This window comes from Haloarcula sp. H-hyl2 (genome assembly GCF_056934385.1).
On the sequence record NZ_JBRIIJ010000001.1, the window covers coordinates 984,942 to 1,002,572 of the forward strand.

Here is a 17,631-nt window from a genome sequence, read left to right on the forward strand (position 1 = left end):
AGCCGGTCGTCGTCCCGCAGTAACGGTGTGATTACATAGCTGCTATCTGATGGTAAGGCGACCTTAGGCCGGGTACAGTCGATACGCTGGCGGTATCGCGATCTCGGTGCGGACTTCGACGGGATTTATAGCCACCCCACCATCACTGGAGAGTATGACAGATCTCGTTACATTCGGTGAGACGATGCTGCGGCTCTCGCCCCCGGAGCAAGAGCGTCTTGAGACGGCGGATCAGTACGACGTCCACGTCGCCGGCGCCGAGTCGAACGTGGCAGTGGCAGCCGAACGACTCGGACTTGACACCGCGTGGCTCTCGAAACTGCCGGACTCACCGGTCGGGCGACGCGTCACGGGCGAACTCAAGCGACACGACGTCGACGTCGAGATCTGCTGGGACGACTCCGGGAGCGGGCGCCAGGGGACATACTACCTGGAGATGGGCGAGATCCCGCGCGGCAACGAGGTTATCTACGACCGCGCGGGCGCGAGCGTGACGACGCTCTCGACGGACGAAGTACCCGAAGGGCTCATCGAGGACGCGGACGCCGTTCATACGTCGGGGATCACTCCTGCACTGTCCGACACGCTCGAACAGACGACGGCAGAGCTGCTCGCACGGGCGAGTGCTGCCGGGACGACGACCTGTTTCGACATGAACTACCGGTCGAAACTCTGGTCCCACGCGGCGGCACGGTCCGTCGTGACCGACCTGTTCCCGGATATCGACGTGCTGGTCGTCGCGCGCCGTGACGCCGAGAACATCCTCCAGGCGGAAGGCGACGCCGTCGAGATCGCGGCCGACCTCACGGCGGAATACGACTTCGACGTGACTGTCGTCACCCGCGGTTCGGAGGGCGTCGTTGCGGCGACAGACGACGACGAGTTCGTTCAGGATTCCTTCGAAGCGACAGACGCACATCCCGTCGGTTCCGGGGACTCCTTCGTCGGCGGGTTCCTCTCGCGGTATCTGACCGGCCACTCCGTCTCGGATGCGCTGGCCTGGGGTGCGGCGACCGCCGCGCTGAAACGGTCGGTCCCCGGTGACATCGCCGTGGTCTCGCCCAGCGAGGTTCGGGAACTCATCGAGGGCGAAACCGTCGACATCAGTCGATAGCCGGACGGCGCCGTCGGTGAGTTTCGCGTATCAGACAACCTTCTTATCCCCCGCGACGGTATCGCTATCTATGATAACACGATGTATCAGAGTAGTAGCAAGCAGCACGGGGGTCGTCGCTGATGCGTAGCGCGAAGATCGTCTGTACGCTCGGCCCTGCCAGCGAATCGACCGACCAGATCGCGTCGCTGGCCGAGGCCGGCATGTCGGTCGCCCGACTGAACGCCAGCCACGGTTCGCCCGAACACCGCCGGGAGATGATCGACCGTATTCGAGAGGCCGACGATCGGGTCGACAGCCCGGTCGCGGCGATGCTGGACATGCCAGGCCCGGAGGTCCGGACCGCACCGATCCGGGACTCGATCGAACTGGTCGAGGGATCGACCGTCGAGTTCGTCGTCGGTGACGAGGCGACTCCCGAACGGGTGGGCCTCTCGAAATCCATCACCGCCGCGGAACCGGGTGACAAGGTCCTGCTCGACGACGGCCGCATCGAGACGACCGTCGAACGTATCGAGGGGGATTCGGTCTTCGCACACGTCGAGAGCGGCGGGGAACTCGGCGCTCGCAAGGGAGTCAACGTCCCTGGCGTCGAACTCGACCTGCCGACGATCACGAAGAACGACGAGCAGGAACTGGACGTCGCTGCCGAGAAGGAACCGGACTTCGTTGCAGCCTCGTTCGTCCGCTCAGGCGAGGATATCTACGAGATCAGCCGCGCACTGGAGGACCGCGGCGTCGACATCCCGATCATCGCCAAGATCGAGCGCGCGGGAGCGGTCGAGAACCTCGACTCCATCATCGAAGCCGCCTATGGGGTCATGGTCGCCCGTGGCGACCTGGGAGTCGAGTGCCCGCTGGAGGATGTCCCGATCATCCAGAAGCGCATCATCCGGAAGTGCCACCAGGCCGGCGTCCCGGTCATCACGGCCACCGAGATGCTCGACTCGATGATCCACTCGCGGCGACCGACTCGCGCGGAGGCCTCGGACGTTGCCAACGCGGTGCTAGACGGGACTGACGCGGTGATGCTATCCGGTGAGACGGCCATCGGAGACCACCCGGCCCGCGTCGTCGAGACGATGGACCGCATCGTCCGGGACGTCGAGGCCAGCGAGGAGTACGCCGAGTCCAGAGAACAGCGCGTCCCCGCCGCGGGCGACACGCGGACCGACGCGCTCGCGCGGTCGGCCCGGTTCCTCGCGCGGGACATCGGCGCCTCGGCCGTGGTTGCTGCATCCGAATCCGGCTATACCGCCCTCAAGTCCGCAAAGTACCGGCCGTCGATCCCCATCGTCGCGTCGACACCGAACGAGCGCGTCAAGCGGAAGCTCGCACTCTCGTGGGGCATCACGCCGGTCCTCACCGAGTACACGACCGAGGGTGCCGACGCCATCATCCAGAGTGCCGCCCAGGCGGCCCTGGACACCAACGCTGCAGAGGGCGGCGACACGGTCGTCGTCCTGTCGGGGATGATGACCGAACTGGAGGGTCTCAACACGGCGAACATGCTGAAGGTCCACGTCGCCGCCGAGACGGTCGCCAGTGGACGCTCGGTCGTCGAGGGCGTCGTGACGGGGAAGGTCTACCGGGCGACCGACGGGAACATCGAACACATGCCCGACGGCGCCATCGTCACTGTCCCGAGCGACTTCGAGGGCGAGTTCGTCGGCGACACCGACCGCATCGGCGGTATCATCGACGGCAATCCGGGCATGACGAGCTACGCCGCCATCGTCGCGCGCGAACTGGATATCCCGATGATCGCCGACGCGACGCTGCCCGAGAGCATCGAGGAGGGGTCGACGATCACGCTCGATGCCGAACGCGGGGTCGTCTACGAGCAGTCCGTCGACCGCGAGGACGCGGAGAACCGTCGGCGGTGACCGAGCGTAGAATATGTGTAGTTAAGTAGCGGAAGGGCGACGTTCCCACCAGCATGGGCGCATACGCTGGGGTCGATCTCGGTGCGACACACATCCGGGTCCTCATCGCAGATGAGTCCGGAACTGAACTTGCATCACACAAGACGAAGACCCCGCGCGGTCCGACAGGCATCGCCGTGACGGAGGCGGTGCTCGATTCGCTGCGCGAGGCCAGTGACGCTGCCGACATCGTCCCCACCGACATCGTCGCCGCCGGTATCGGCTCCTTCGGCCCGATGGATCTGGCCGAGGGCGTTGTGACCAACCCCGCGAACCTCCCCGATACGATCGACCGGATCCCGTTGACCGGCCCGGTCGAGAACCTCATCGGGAGCGACCGCGTCTACCTCCACAACGACGCGATTGCGGGTGTCATCGGCGAGCGATACTACTCGGACCGCAACCCCGACGACATGGTGTATCTCACCATCTCGTCGGGTATCGGTGCCGGTGTCGCCGTCGACGGGAACATCCTCTCCGGCTGGGACGGCAACGCCGGCGAGGTCGGCCACCTGACTATCGACCCGACGGGCTTTATGACCTGTGGCTGTGGGCACGACGGCCACTGGGAGGCGTACTGCTCGGGTGAGAACATCCCGCGATACGCGACGCGGCTCCACCGCGAGGACCCCGTCGAGACGGCACTCCCCATCGACGAGGAGGGCTTTACCGCCGCGGACGTCTTCGAGTACGCCGGCGAGGACGACTTCGCCGCGCACGTACTCGATCAGATCAACCACTGGAACGCGATCGGCGTGGCGAACATCGTCCACTCCTACGCCCCGCTGGTCGTCTACGTCGGCGGCGCAGTCGCGCTCAACAATCCGGACCTCGTTCTGGACCCGATCCGCGACCGACTCGACGATATGGTGATGGCGAACATTCCGGACATCCAGCTCACGACGCTGGGCGACGACGTGGGTGTCCGCGGTGCCCTCGCATCCGCGCTCACCGGTGGAACCGGCGATCCGTCACACACTGGCTGAGTAGAGCCGACCAGCGCCGCCAGTTCGAGTTCCGCCGGCGGAACTGTTTTGCTCCGCTATCTCTAGATGGGTCTCATGTCGACTGACCAGGGGGACATCTACACCGAGACGCTCTCGGTCTTCTCGGACGTCGAACCCCGAGAACCGCTCACAACACCGGAGATAGCCGACCGACTCGACGCCGGTCGCCGGACAGTCCACAAGCGCCTTACGACGCTCGCCGACCGGGACGAACTCCGGACCAAGAAGGTCGGAGCCGGCGGACGCGTGTGGTGGCGACCGGCCGCGTTTGCGGACTCGGGAGCAGAATCCGATCGAGCCGCCCCCTCCGAACTGGAGCGGTACAAACGTATCATCGACGCGGTCGGGGACCCCGTTTACGAACTCGACCGTCAGGGGCGGTTCACGTACGTCAACCAGGCCGCCGTCGATCTATCCGGGTACAGCAGGTCTGAGTTGCTCGGAAACTCTGTCGCGGTAGGGATGGACGAGGAGACCATCGCCGAGACCGAATCGATAATCGTCGACCTCGTCACCGACGACAGCCGCGACAGCGCGACGCTGGAATACGAGGTCACCACGAAAGGGGGCGATACGATCCCTGTCGAGAACCACCTCACACTGCTCACAGACGATGACGGAGACATCCGCGGGACGGCAGGGGTGTTACGGGACATCTCCGGCCAGAAGGAACGGGAAACAGCACTCCGGCGGACGACGGACCTGCTTCGACACACCGAACGACTCGCGGACGTCGGCGGCTGGGAACTCGACGTCTCGAAGCCGCCCCACGAGGCGATCTGGACCGAGCAACTGTTCGACATCTTCGAAGTCGACCACCAGGAATCGTTCCTCCCGGACGAGGTGCTCTCGTTCGTCCATTCCGAGGACCGCGAACGCGTTCGCCGCCAGACCGATCGCTTGCTCGAAGACGGCGAGGGCCTCGTTCAGGAGTACCGGATCGTGACGGGCGAGAACAACGTCAGGTGGATCCGCGCGGTCTCCGAACCGGCCGACGACGGCGACGTACTACGGGGGGCGACGATGGACGTGACCGAACGGAAGGCACGCGAACAGGAACTGGAGGAACAGCGCGCGCGTCTAAGGGCACTGAACGACCTCAACGAGGTTGTCAGGGGGATTACGGATGCGGTCATCGAGCAGTCGACCCGCGAGGAGATCGAGCGGACGACGTGTGAACGTCTCACCGCGGCGGACTCCTACTCCTTCGCCTGGGTTGCGGAGGTCGACCCGGAGACCAGCGAGATCCGGCCGCGCGTCGAGGTCGGCGTCGACGGCTATCTCGACGACGTGGAACTCTCGGCGGATCCCGACGCTCCCACGGGACAGGGGCCTGCCGGGCGCGCCGTGCGGACCGGTGAGATGCACGTCGCTGCGAACGCACGGACCAACGCGGAATTCGAGCCCTGGCACGACGTCGCCAGGGAGTACGGCTACCAGTCGGCGGCGGCGATCCCCATCGTCCACGAGGGGACCGTCTACGGGCTGGTGGGGATTTACTCCGACAGGCCGGACGCCTTCAACGAGGCCGAGCGGGACATCGTGGGCCAGATCAGGGAGGTCGTGGGACACGCCATCGCTGCTGTCGAGCGCAAGCACGCCCTCCAGCGCGAGGAGGTCACCGAGATATCCTTCCAGGTGAGAGACGTCTTCGAGAATATCGGTGTCTCGCCACCCGCCGACGGAGAGATAACGGTCGACAGAACCGTTCATGTCGAATCAGAGACCTTTCTCGCGTACGGTCGGACGACCGAGAGCGGCGTCGCGACGCTGCGGGAACTGGTCGAGAGTGATGCTGCGGCGCACTGGGACGAGGTCAGTATCCTGGACTCCGACGGCGACGACGTCTCGTTCGAGGCGCGATGGACCGACCCGACGATCCTCGCGAGTATCGCCTCGGCCGGCGGGCACGTCGATCGGGTCGTGCTCGAAGACGACAGATTACAGATGACGGTTCGGTTCGCCTCGGAGTCGGATGTCCAGACGCTGGTCGAGAGCGTGACGACCACCTATCCCGACGTGGAACTCCTGACACGCCGGCGGACGGAGCGGGCCGGTCCATCCCCCGGACCACTGATGGAGGCTCTCTCGGCCGAACTCACCGACCGACAGGCGATGGCACTGAAGACGGGATACTTCAGCGGCTTCTTCGAGTGGCCGCGCCGGAGTTCCGGCGAGGACGTCGCCCGGTCCCTCGATATCAGTGCGTCGACGTTCCACCAGCACCTCCGCAAAGCAGAGAAGGAACTTCTGGATCTCGTGTTCGATGGCCAGTAAGGACTCTCAAATTTTCGGCAGCGGGGATATGCGGGGCCGGGTCTAGTCTCTGTCCATGAGTAGTGGTACACGTGTTAATCACTCACGCTGTGTCGGGAGCGACGCCTCTCCGATCGCCACGGCCGAACGCCGCCACGTGCTCGCTATCCTCGTAGATAGCGCCGGACCACTCCCGGCGTCAGTGCTAGCTCTCCGCCTCGCTTCCAGCACCGGTGGTGTCCCGTGTGAGGCGGTCCCCGACGACGAGCGTCGTCGACACGAGATATCGCTGAGACACTCGACGGTCCCTGCGCTCGCAGCACAGGACGTCGTCGAGCAGGGTCCACAGGGTGTCCAACTCAGGCAGTCCTGGCAACCCGATTTCGGCGCTCTCGAACTGAACGTCCCCGACGTTTCCGACCCCGACCACCCTGCCTGGGACGTGCTGGCGGCGGTTCGAGCCGACCCGATCAGGCAGCAGATCCTGAAGCGGTTCGCCGAAGACGGGGCCCCGTGTCCGCTGGTCCCACTGGCGCTGGAGGTGACAGCCGAGTCAGAGCCGCTGACCGACGACGAGTTCGAGAGCCTCCTGACTCGACTCCACCACGTCGACGTCCCGAAACTCGCAGATATCGGTGTCCTCGACTACGACCCCGGTAGCCGGACCGTCGCGCCGGGACCGACGTTCGAGACAGTCGTCGAACCGGTCGCCGTCCCCGGAAGCGAGTAGTCGGGAGTCGACAGATAGAGTGTCGGACGGCTTAGACTAATCTCGTTCTCCCTAGGTTTAATCGGCCCCGGCGGAAACCGGCGCGACCGATGGCAGACACAGAATCAGGACTGCAACGCCGGATACTCCATATCGCAGCCCACCCGTCGCTAGTGTACCGCGTGGTTCTCTATCTCGGGGGTGGATTGTTCGCGTTCCTCAGTCTCTTTCCACTCTACATCACGATGGTCCTCGCGGTGACGTCGACCCGAGCCGTCAGGCAGGTCCCGGTCGTTCCGGAGTCCGTCTCGCCGGCCGGGTTCGTCATCGCTATCGGGATGGTCGACTGGCTCCAGGTACTGGGGAACACCGTCGTCATCGCCTCGGTATCGACGCTGCTCGTGTTGTCAATCGGCTCGCTGGCCGGCTACGTGTTCGGCCGTGTGGAGTTCTACGGGCGACGCCCACTCTTCTTGCTCGTCGTCGCGCTGGCGTTCTTCCCACCGGAAGCGGTCGCGCAGCCGGTCATCAAACTCGCACTGACGCCACCGGTGCTCCCGTTTGTCACCATCCCCGACCTCTACGGGACCCGTACTGGCATCGTCCTGCCGACCACGACGATGCTGTTACCGATGGGAATCATCCTGTTCACCCTGTATTTCAGACAGATACCGGACAATCTCGAAGCGGCCGCCCGCGTCGAGGGGTCGACCCGCATCGAGTCGCTGTTCTACGTCGTCCTCCCGCTCTCGAAACCCGCGCTCGCGGCGGTCGGCTTCATCGTCTTCATCGAGGTGTACAACGACTACTTCTGGACGTCGGTCCTGACCGGCGGCACGGAGTCGATCCCGACGGTGGCGACCCGGCTCAACGGGCTCATGGCGCTGCCCGCGCTGACGAACGCGAACTTCATGGCCGCGGCGACGCTGATCAGTCTCGTCCCGCCGCTGATTGTCGTGCTCTTCCTGACCGGGCGATTCGACTACTGGATGGGGTTGTGGACGGGAAAGTAGCGTAGCAATCGAAAATCAATGCACACCCGACCGCACGACAGCAGTGCGATCGGGTGTGAATCGTTTCGATTGCTACTATCGGGGCCGGCTACTGTGCGAGGTCGTACAGTTGTCGGAAGGCGGTCGGCGGGAACCGCGGTTCCAGCCGACTCGGCGGTCGCCCCTGTCCCGTATCTTTGGTCGACTGAACGCGTTCGACGATCCCGGTCTCGGCCAGTTCGTAGAGGAACCGTTTGACGGTCCCCTGCGAAAGATCGACAGTCGGTCGCCTGCTGATAGCCTCCGTCGTCTTCGTGACCGACTCCGTCTCGGTCGCGTCGAGGTCGACGAGTTCCCGGAGAACCGCCTGTCTGTTTGCCGGCAGCGAGAGGACGCGGCCGAGCGACACACAGGGATCGGGAATCTCTTCGATAGCGGCGGTGACGTCCGCCTCGGTGAGGCGGTCGCGCCCGTTGCTGTCGGCGTGAACGGCTGCTATCAGGAGCGCGGCGAGGGCGTCGTGTGCGTTCCCGTCGGCCCAGTCGGCGATCGTCCGGGCCAGTCGATGGTCGAGCGCCTGCTGTGCGAGTCCGTCCGAGGCCCGCGTCATCAACACGTCGACGAGCATCTGCCGTCGATAGCGGTCGACACGGATCGACCGGGCGGTGTACTCGGTTAGCTCCGTCTGCTCGGGACTGAGTCGGCCGATCGCCAGCCAGCTCGCCTTGCTCGGGAGCCCGGCGAACAGGCCGACGAGGTCGCTCGTCTCGGTCCCGCCAGGGTCGTCGATGTGGTCGACGGCGACGACGACACCCGAATGGGTACCGCCGAGCTTCTCGTGCAGCCGGGACTGTAAGGTCTCGGTGCCGATGCCGTGTTCCGGAACGGCCTCCTCCGTGAGGCTGTCGAGGATCGCGTGGTAGAACGCGAACTCGCTCGTCGTGGTCCTGGTATCGACGTAGACGAACGCTGGCGAGGTCGGGGTCTGTGCCCGTGTACTCGTGTGGATGACCGGTCGCGCGTCCGTCGGCAGCTGTTCGAGGTGTCCGAACAGCGCCGTGACGACGGCGGACTTCCCGGAGCCAGCAGGGCCGAACACGTACGCGTTGGGGGGCAGTTTGCCGTCGAACACTGGATCGAGGTGATCGAGCAACTGCTCGAAGACCGGCCCACGATCGGTCGGCTCTGCCGCGTGGTAGATCGGCGACAGCGCCTCGTAGTCGAGGACGAGTCTGTGTTCCCCGTCGCGTCGTTGGCGTCGTTTGATTCGCGCTTCGATGTCCATCGTTCAGGAGAGGTGGGCGGTCAGCCCACGAAATAGATTGCGAGCGCCTCGTCTACAGCAGACCCAGCGCCGGGACCCACGACGTGCCACCGAAGACACCGACGATCCCGAGGATCGCGATAGTCAGGGTGGCGACGACGATAGCGGCCGCGGGCGGGTCGAAGTGCGTATCGGAGTGCGCGTAGAAGATGCGCTGGACGACTTCGCCCAGGAGTGCACCGTAGACGCCGAAGACGGCGGCGACGATGACCGCGATAACAGCGTTCATGCCCGTCGGCACGCCGCCGAAGATGGCGAGCGCGGCGGTGCTCGCCGGCAGGGTCATGTGGTGCGTGACCGGAATCTTCTCGACGCCCAGGTTGAGGAACGTCAGGCTGGCGGCCGAGATACCGAAGCCGAGGAACGCACTCCCCGTCTCGACGGCGATGAAGCCGCCGAGGATCCCAGCGACCAGGCCGATCATGGCGACGTTGGCCCACTTGTACTGGTGGGGCAGCCACGGTTCGACGGCCAGGCGCTTGGCCTCGGCCGTGCCACCATCGGTCATGACGTCGCTACCACCGTCGGTAGCCATGCGTTTCTCGCCGTTCTCGAACGGGGTCATGTCGAAGATGTTGCGGTCGCCGGCACCGATCAGCGGGTAGCCGAAGACGACGCGGTGCAGGGCCGCAGAGACGACGACCATGATCGCGATCGGGTCCCACGGCAGTGCGAGGCCACCGGAGATAGCCGTCCCGACGGCGCCGACGATACCGAAGAGCCCACCGACTGCGAGGACGTCCGGGCGCGTGCCCAGCGCGTAGGCGATGTCCTTGGCCAGGTGGTAGTCACCGTCGCCAGGTTCGTACATCGCACCGTCCTGCTTGGCTGCGTACGCTGCTGCTGCGGCACCACCCGCGAAGGCGATGTGGGGACCGAACACGGCACCGAAGCCGATGGTCCCGGTGAGGGCCGACGAGATGCCCAGGCCGTCCGGCGCGTTCTCGAAGCCCGCGACGTTGACCGCCTCACCCGCGATGACCGCGAAGCCGGTGAAACAGAACGCCGGGAGCGCGCCGATCGCCGCGCCGAAGGCACCGCCGGCGAAGGCCGCAATGAGCAGGATGAGGAAATCCGGCACACTGAGGCCGATGACAGGAATCTGCAGTAGCATGTCGTACATCCTAGATCACTCCTCTTTGGCCCAGTCGAGGGACTTCTCGACGGCGTCGTCCCAGCGGCTGTAGAGCTTGTCGACTTCCTCGGCGCTCTTCTCGGGGGTGAACTCACGGTCGACCTGCCAGTTGTCGCGGAGTTCGTCGACGGTGTCCCAGTAGCCGACAGCGAGGCCGGCAGCGTAGGCGCTCCCCAGCGCGGTCGTCTCGTCGACTTCCGGCCGGACGATGTCCGTCTGGATGATGTCGGACTGGAGTTGGCACAGGAAGTTGTTCTTGACTGCACCGCCGTCGACACGCAGCGACGTGGTCTCCACGCCGGAGTCGGCCTCCATGGCCTCTGCGACGTCGCGGGTCTGGTAGGCGATGGACTCCAGGGTCGCCCGCACGATGTGTTCCTTGCGGGTACCTCTGGTCATCCCGACGATGGTCCCGCGGGCACGGCCGTCCCAGTGGGGGGCGCCCAGGCCGGTGAAAGCAGGTACCATGTAGACGCCGTCGGTCGAGTCGACCGACCTGGCCAGTTCCGCCGTCTGGGCGGCGTTGTTGATCAGGTCGACGTCTTCGAGCCACTCGATAGCGGCACCCGTGATGAAGATGGCGCCCTCCAGGGCGTACTGGACGGGTTCGCCGGACATCTGGAAGCCGATCGTGGTGAGGAGGCCGTGGTCGGACTCGACGGCCTCGTTGCCGGTGTTCATCAAGTAGAACGAACCGGTGCCGTAGGTGTTCTTGGCGTCGCCCTCGTCGAAACAGGTCTGGCCGAACATTGCGGCCTGCTGGTCGCCCAGTGCGCCGGCGACCGGGACTTCCTCCCCGAGGAAGCCGTCGGCGTCCGTGTGGCCGTAGAGGTTCTCGTCGGACGACGGCCGGACTTCCGGGACCATCTCCTTGGGCACGTTGAACTCTTCGAGGAGTTCGTCGTCCCATTCGAGGTCTCGGATGTTGTACAGCATCGTCCGGGAAGCGTTGGAGACGTCCGTGATGTGGTTCCCGGTGAGATTGTAGATGACCCAACTGTCGATGGTCCCCATGAGCAGTTCGCCGTCCTCGGCGCGGTCGCGCAGGTCGGCGCCGCGTGAGGCCTGCATCTTGAGCGGTTCCGCGTTGTCGAGGATCCACTCGGTCTTGGTCGCGGAGAAATAGGCGTCACATTCCAGGCCGGTCTTCTCGCGGATCCACTCGACCTTGCCCGCTTCCTGGATCTCCTCGACACGGTCGGTGGTCCGGCGGTCCTGCCAGACGAGTGCGTTGTGGACTGGCTTGCCGGTCTCCTTGTCCCACACGATCGTGGTCTCACGCTGGTTCGTGATGCCCAGTGCTTCCAGTTGGCTGGCCTCGAGCCCGGCGTCCGCGAGCCCCTCCTGGACGACCTGCTTGGTGTTCTCCCAGATCTCCATGGGGTCGTGCTCTACCCACCCCGGCTCCGGGTAAATCTGTTCGTGCTTCTCGTACGCGTTGGCGACGACCTGTCCGCTGTGGTCGAAGACCATAAAGCGTGTGCCAGTCGTCCCCTGATCGATCGAGCCGACGTATGTGTCTGCCATTGGTGTGTACTCCGTTGGCGGCATTGTTTATGCCGAATGCCGCTCTGCTAGTAAACAATATAGTGAACCATTATAAAGATTACCCACATTAGCCGAGCGTCGATAAAAAACGAAAAATCTCTTCACTAGATTACTTCTCGGCTCCAGATACCGGGTATTCGTATTTCGGCGCCTGGAACCCGGCACTTAGAATTCTGTGGCTCTCTACACTACCAGATCGTCGAATTTAATCCCGTGTGTACGTCCCCGATCGCAGACGATCTGTCCAAGTCTGATTCACAATCGTGCTACGGAGCCACACAGCCAGAACGACCGTCCATAGTGAGCGTATCCAGTTCGCGTGTGCGCGAGTCAGCGTGTATACCGACATATCTTGTCGTCACAGGGGCAATCCCGGACGTATCGGCTGGTACTCCCGGTCGGTGCTACCGGGACCAGTGGCAAACTGACTACTACGGGGGTAGTAGTAACTATCGTCTGTTGGGTCGCCCCGGATTATCATGTTCCGATAAAGAGGATAGATATGGGCTCTAGACCCGGTCTAGCGGGGATACTGGCGCTGATTTGTTTATCCTCAAGTTTCGGAACTCGATAATCATAATTATTCATGTTCATGATTACAGATAAAATTTACCAGCGAAAACCGTTCGACGGTAAAATAAAGTACATGGGCTCCAAAGTCCAGGTAAGATAGATGGCTTCATCACCACACATCGTCGTCATCGGCGGCGGTTCCACCGGGGCAGGCATCACCAGAGACCTCGCGATGCGAGGACTCGACGTGACACTGTTGGAACAGGGAAACCTCACGCACGGGACCACAGGCCGGATGCACGGGCTCTTGCATAGCGGCGGACGCTACGCTGTCTCGGACCAGGCCAGCGCCACGGAATGTATCGAGGAGAACCGGGTCCTCAGGGATATCGCGTCCCACTGTGTCGAGATGACCGGCGGAATGTTCGTCAAACGCCCGGAGGACACCGAGGAGTACTTCGAGAAGAAACTGAACGGCTGTGAGGAATGCGGGATCCCCGCAGAGGTGCTCTCCCGCACGGAGGCCCGCAAGATGGAGCCACACCTGGCCAAGGACATCGACAAGGCTATCTCGGTCCCCGACGGGGCAATCGACCCGTTCCGTCTGGTGGTCGCGAACGCCGCCAGTGCACAGGAACACGGCGCACGCATCGAGACACACTCGAAGGTCACCGATCTCATCATCGAGTCCGGCGAGGTCGTCGGCATCGAAGTGGACCACAGCGCCGGACCCGGCAAGCGTGTCCACGGCACCGAGGGCGGGACCGAGGAGATCCGTGCTGACTATATCGTCAACGCGACGGGCGCGTGGGCGGGGCGCATCGGCGACATGGCCGGCGTCGACATCGAGGTCCGCCCGTCGAAGGGTGTGATGACCATCATGAACTCCCGGCAGGTCGACACCGTCATCAACCGCTGTCGGCCCAAGGGTGACGCGGACATCATCGTCCCACACGAGACGACCTGTATCCTCGGGACCACCGACGAGGAGGTCGAGGACCCTGAGGACTACCCCGAGGAACAGTGGGAAGTCGATCTGATGATCGAGACGCTCTCGGAACTCGTCCCGATGCTGGCCGATGCCCGGACGATCCGGTCGTTCTGGGGCGTCCGCCCGCTGTACGAACCGCCGGACGTCGGCAGCGACGACCCGACCGACATCACGCGTGATTTCTTCCTGCTGGACCACGAGGAACGGGACGACTTAGACGGCATGACCAGCATCGTCGGCGGGAAGTTCACCACCTACCGGATGATGGGCGAACAGATCTCCGACCACGTCTGTAACCAGTTCGGCATCGACGCGGACTGCCGGACCGCCGACGTGCCGCTGCCGGGCAGCGAGGACTTCTCCGTCCTGCGGGACTACATGGACGAGTTCGGCCTGCGGTCGCCGATCGGCCGTCGGAGCGTCGAACGGCTGGGGTCGCGGGCCGACGAGGTGCTCACGACCGACGGCCCGAACCCGACGGTCTGTGAGTGCGAGGGTGTCACCCGCGCGGAGATCCAGGACGCCATCTCACAGTCCGGGTCGGACCTGAACGCCGTCCGCATCCGGACCCGCGCCTCGATGGGCAACTGTCAGGGCGGCTTCTGTACCCACCGGATGGCCAGCGAACTCCACGGCGAGTACGACGAGTCGGTCGCCCGCCAGGCCTGGGACGAACTCCTCCAGGAGCGCTGGAAAGGGCAGCGCCACGCCCTGTGGGGGCAGCAGCTCTCCCAGGCGATGCTGAACTACGCGCTCCACGCCACCACACAGAACCGCGACCACGACCCAGCGGACGGCGACCCGGTCGACTTCGCCGCCTTCGACACCGGACCCACACAGGCCGGTGGCGCGACCGGCACGGACGTCGCCGCGGACGGAGGACGCACAGATGGCAATTGAATCGGAAGTACTGGTCATCGGCGGTGGGCTGGCAGGCCTCTCGTCTGCGATAGCTGCGGCCCGCGAGGGAGCCGACGTCCGTCTGGTCTCGTACAAGCAGAGCACGCTCCGGAACGCTTCTGGACTCGTCGACATCCTGGGGTATACCCACGAGGGCGAGGGACCACTGACCGATCCGTACGAGGCCATCCCTGCCCTCCCAGCGGACCACCCCTACCGGACCGTCGGCGTCGACGGCGTCCGCGAGGCGATGTCGATGTTCGACGAGGTGACCGACTACCGTGGCCACCACACGGACACGAACGCGCTCCTGCCGACCCACGGCGGGACGGTCAAGCCGACCGCCCGCTATCCTCGTGGGGCCGCCCCAGGGCTGGCGAGCGACGACCGCGACGTGTTACTCGTCGGGCTGGGCTCGATGGTCGATTTCGACGCCCCCCACGTGGCCGCTCATCTGGACGCTGCCGGCGTCCCCTTCGACGCTCGTGGCGTGACCATCGAGTTCCCCGGTGACCTCCGGGCCGACGCGAAGGTCACCCGGTACGCCAAACTGCTCGACACTAACGGGGAGGTCGCCGTCCGCGGTCGGATGGTCGGCGCGCGCGACGCGCTCGCGGACGCCGTCGAACCCCATCTGGAGGGCGAAGAGCGCGTCGGCTTCCCGGCCATCCTCGGGGACGATCATCCAGACGCCGTCCGTGCCGCGCTGGGTGACGCGCTGGGTGTCGACGTCTTCGAGGTCCCGATGGGGCCGCCATCGCTACCCGGCCTCCGTCTGGAGGACGCGCTCTTCGAAGCGCTCGACGAGGCCGGCGGTAACTTCGAGACGGGCAACCCGGTCGTCGACTACGCCAGCGAGGCTGGTCGTATCGAGGAGGTCTACATCGAGAAGAACGGCGCGAAGATTCCGGTCAGCGGTGACCAGTACGTCCTGGCGACCGGCGGTCTGGTCGGCAAGGGCGTCGAGTCAGACCGCGAGGGGGTCTACGAACCGATCTTCGATTGCCACGTCCCCCACGCCGAGGACCGGTACGACTGGTTCGACCTGGACGTGTTCGGGGACCACCCGTTCGCGGCGTTCGGAGTACCGACAGACGAGCAGTTGCGCCCACTCACAACAGACGACAGCGTCGAGTTCGACAACCTGCGGGCCGCCGGGAGCATCCTGGGCGGCTACGACTTCGCAGCCGAGAAGTCCGGAAGCGGGGTGTCGATCGCGACGGGCCACGCGGCTGGCACGAACGCCGCACAGGAGGCACGATGAGCGACGCCGAATCACCCACAGAGACAGAGTTCGACCCAGCAGCACCGAACACGGGCGAGGACTTCGAGCCGGTCGACGTCTTCCCCGACAGTGACGACTTCGACCTGCGCCCCGGCGCGGACTCGTGTTACAAGTGCTCGACCTGTGACACCAACTGTCCGGTGGCGGAGGTCGACGACGACTTCCCCGGCCCGAAGTTCCAGGGCCCCGAGCAGTGGCGCCTCAAACAGAACGAGGACGACTACACCATCGACGACTCGATCACGGACTGCTCGAACTGCATGCGGTGTGACAACGCCTGTCCGTCGGGCGTCCCGCTCAGCCAGATGCACAACACCGCCCGCGGGGAGTACGTCAGCGAGCAGATGGACAAACTCTCCGTCGAGTACGTCCGTAACCGGATTTTGGCCAACTACCGCACCTCCGCGCGGTTCGCCAGCCTCGTCCCGAGCGTCGCCAACTTCGCGATGAACTTCGGCCCGGCCCGCTGGGTCATGGAGAAGACGCTGGGGGTCACCAGCGAACGCGAGTTCCCGTCGTTCGCCAAACAGACCTTCCGCGACTGGTGGAGCTCCCGTGGCGGAGCGGCCACCTCGAAGGCCAACGCACAGGAGGCCCGCGAACAGCGCGGCGAGGACCGCGACGCCGAGAAGAAGGTCGCGTACTTCCACGGCTGTTACTCGAACTACAACACGCCCGAGGTCGGCAAGGCGATGGTCCGTGTCTTCGAGGAGTTCGGCTACGAGGTCGTCGTCCCCGAACAGCGCTGTTCCGGGACGCCGATGTTCGCCAACGGGATGCTCGACGACGCACGACGGGGTGCCGAAGTCAACGTCTCCTCGATGTCCGATCTGATCGATCAGGGCTACGACGCCATCGCGTCCTGTACCTCCTGTTCGATGGCGCTCCGCCAGGAGTACCCCGAACTGTTCGACGTCGACGGCATCGAGGACGTGGCCGCGAACACCTTCGAGTCCGTCGAGTACCTCCGTATCCACGAGGACCTGCGGGGCGAACTCCGCGAGGCGGACGTCGAAGGCGACCTCGCTCGGGAGTTCGCCTACCACGCGCCGTGTCACGCCCGTAACCAGGGGCTGGAACGCCAGTCCGTCGAACTGTTCCGTGATCTGGAGGGCGTCGGCATCGAGGACGTCGGCGAGTCCTGTTCCGGCATCTCGGGGACCTACGGCTGGAAAGCCGAGAAGTACGAGAAGTCGATGAAAATCGGCGACGAGATGTTCGACCACATGGAGGACGCCTCCGGTGACACCGGGATGACCGAGTGTCCCACCTGTGCGATGCAGATGGAACACGGCACCGGCTACGAGATCCGCCATCCACTCGAACTGCTAGAGGCAGCCCTCGTCGAGTGAAACGGCTGCCGGGTCGTCCCGGCCTCGCGAGTGAGAGAAGCAGGCTGTCGGTTACTCTTCGCCGCGGACGAACGTGACCGGGCAGGGAGCGCTCAGCATGACTTCCTGTGCGGTCGAGCCAAAGACCGCCTTGCCGGTCGGGGAGCGCTTGCGGCCACCGACGACGACGAGGTCGGCGCTGACCTCCTCGGCGAGGTCGACGATCTGTTCGCCGTGGTTCCCGACGGCGCCACGGACGTCGGTCTCGATGTCCGCTTCGTCCAGTCGCTTGAGCAGTTCCCGAACGGTCGTGTGCCGGTCTGCGACCTGATCGGCGTCGGCTTCACTGACCGATTCGAATTCGAGTCTGTCGACGACGTTCTCGTACTCCTCGTCCGTGAATACGTGTGCGACGATTACTTCCGCGCCCGCCGGACCGGCGATGTCCGTGACGGCGCTGGCGAGTTCGTCGATGCGGTCTTTGTCGTTCGGGCCGACCGCGAGCAGGATCGTCTCGAGTGCCATAGCGGCCATGCTGTCGGCGACGGGGTAAATCCTTCGGTAGGTACCACAGGTGTTGTTACTCGACAGGCGCGAAATC

13 protein-coding genes are annotated in these 17,631 nt (G+C 64.7%); 9 read left to right on the forward strand and 4 right to left on the reverse strand.

Annotation, left to right across the window (positions count from 1 at the left end):
• Positions 1-154 precede the first annotated feature (154 nt).
• From kdgK1 to Hhyl2_RS05170, 6 genes are all read left to right on the forward strand, one after another.
• Positions 155-1,114, forward strand: coding sequence for a bifunctional 2-dehydro-3-deoxygluconokinase/2-dehydro-3-deoxygalactonokinase (kdgK1, locus tag Hhyl2_RS05145; protein WP_483549657.1), 960 nt, complete (start codon positions 155-157; stop codon positions 1,112-1,114).
• A 122-nt stretch (positions 1,115-1,236) separates the two neighbouring features.
• The gene (gene pyk, locus Hhyl2_RS05150; protein ID WP_483549658.1) at positions 1,237-3,000 is read left to right on the forward strand and encodes a pyruvate kinase; all 1,764 of its coding nucleotides are present in this window, start codon (positions 1,237-1,239) and stop codon (positions 2,998-3,000) included.
• Positions 3,001-3,053: 53 nt separating this feature from the next.
• Positions 3,054-4,025 (forward strand): ROK family protein, encoded by a 972-nt coding sequence (locus tag Hhyl2_RS05155; protein ID WP_483549659.1) that lies wholly within the window; start codon positions 3,054-3,056, stop codon positions 4,023-4,025.
• Positions 4,026-4,100: 75 nt separating this feature from the next.
• Positions 4,101-6,323 carry a bacterio-opsin activator domain-containing protein gene (locus Hhyl2_RS05160; RefSeq protein WP_483549660.1) on the forward strand — a complete coding sequence of 741 codons (2,223 nt, stop codon included), beginning with the start codon at positions 4,101-4,103 and terminating at the stop codon, positions 6,321-6,323.
• A gap of 55 nt (positions 6,324-6,378) precedes the next feature.
• Positions 6,379-7,032 (forward strand): DUF7344 domain-containing protein, encoded by a 654-nt coding sequence (locus Hhyl2_RS05165; protein WP_483549661.1) that lies wholly within the window; start codon positions 6,379-6,381, stop codon positions 7,030-7,032.
• A gap of 89 nt (positions 7,033-7,121) precedes the next feature.
• Positions 7,122-8,024, forward strand: coding sequence for a carbohydrate ABC transporter permease (locus Hhyl2_RS05170; protein WP_483549662.1), 903 nt, complete (start codon positions 7,122-7,124; stop codon positions 8,022-8,024).
• Between the two features lie 88 nt (positions 8,025-8,112).
• Here Hhyl2_RS05170 and Hhyl2_RS05175 read toward each other — a convergent pair whose 3' ends face one another.
• From Hhyl2_RS05175 to glpK, 3 genes are read right to left on the reverse strand one after another with little or no spacing between them, the layout of a single operon-like run.
• On the reverse strand, positions 8,113-9,288 hold the full coding sequence (locus tag Hhyl2_RS05175; RefSeq protein WP_483549663.1) for a Cdc6/Cdc18 family protein: 1,176 nt from the start codon (positions 9,286-9,288) through the stop codon (positions 8,113-8,115).
• Between the two features lie 52 nt (positions 9,289-9,340).
• Positions 9,341-10,450: a DUF7973 family transport facilitator gene (locus Hhyl2_RS05180; protein WP_483549664.1), complete on the reverse strand. Its 1,110-nt coding sequence runs from the start codon at positions 10,448-10,450 to the stop codon at positions 9,341-9,343.
• A 6-nt stretch (positions 10,451-10,456) separates the two neighbouring features.
• Entirely contained in the window at positions 10,457-11,989 is a 1,533-nt protein-coding gene (glpK, locus tag Hhyl2_RS05185) for a glycerol kinase GlpK (RefSeq protein WP_483549665.1), read from the reverse strand.
• 694 nt (positions 11,990-12,683) lie between these two features.
• On the opposite strand from glpK, the gene glpA reads away from it, so the two are divergent.
• From glpA to Hhyl2_RS05200, 3 genes are read left to right on the forward strand one after another with little or no spacing between them, the layout of a single operon-like run.
• Complete coding sequence (glpA, locus tag Hhyl2_RS05190) at positions 12,684-14,414, forward strand: anaerobic glycerol-3-phosphate dehydrogenase subunit GlpA (RefSeq protein WP_483549666.1); 1,731 nt, start codon at positions 12,684-12,686, stop codon at positions 14,412-14,414.
• Positions 14,404-15,678: a glycerol-3-phosphate dehydrogenase subunit GlpB gene (gene glpB / locus Hhyl2_RS05195; protein WP_483549667.1), complete on the forward strand. Its 1,275-nt coding sequence runs from the start codon at positions 14,404-14,406 to the stop codon at positions 15,676-15,678. Before glpA ends, glpB begins: the two co-directional genes overlap by 11 nt.
• Positions 15,675-17,051 (forward strand): anaerobic glycerol-3-phosphate dehydrogenase subunit C, encoded by a 1,377-nt coding sequence (locus tag Hhyl2_RS05200; protein ID WP_483549668.1) that lies wholly within the window; start codon positions 15,675-15,677, stop codon positions 17,049-17,051. Before glpB ends, Hhyl2_RS05200 begins: the two co-directional genes overlap by 4 nt.
• 51 nt (positions 17,052-17,102) lie before the next feature.
• Here the strand turns inward: Hhyl2_RS05200 and Hhyl2_RS05205 are convergent, their stop codons facing one another.
• Positions 17,103-17,555, reverse strand: coding sequence for a universal stress protein (locus Hhyl2_RS05205; protein WP_483549669.1), 453 nt, complete (start codon positions 17,553-17,555; stop codon positions 17,103-17,105).
• Positions 17,556-17,631: the final 76 nt, after the last annotated feature.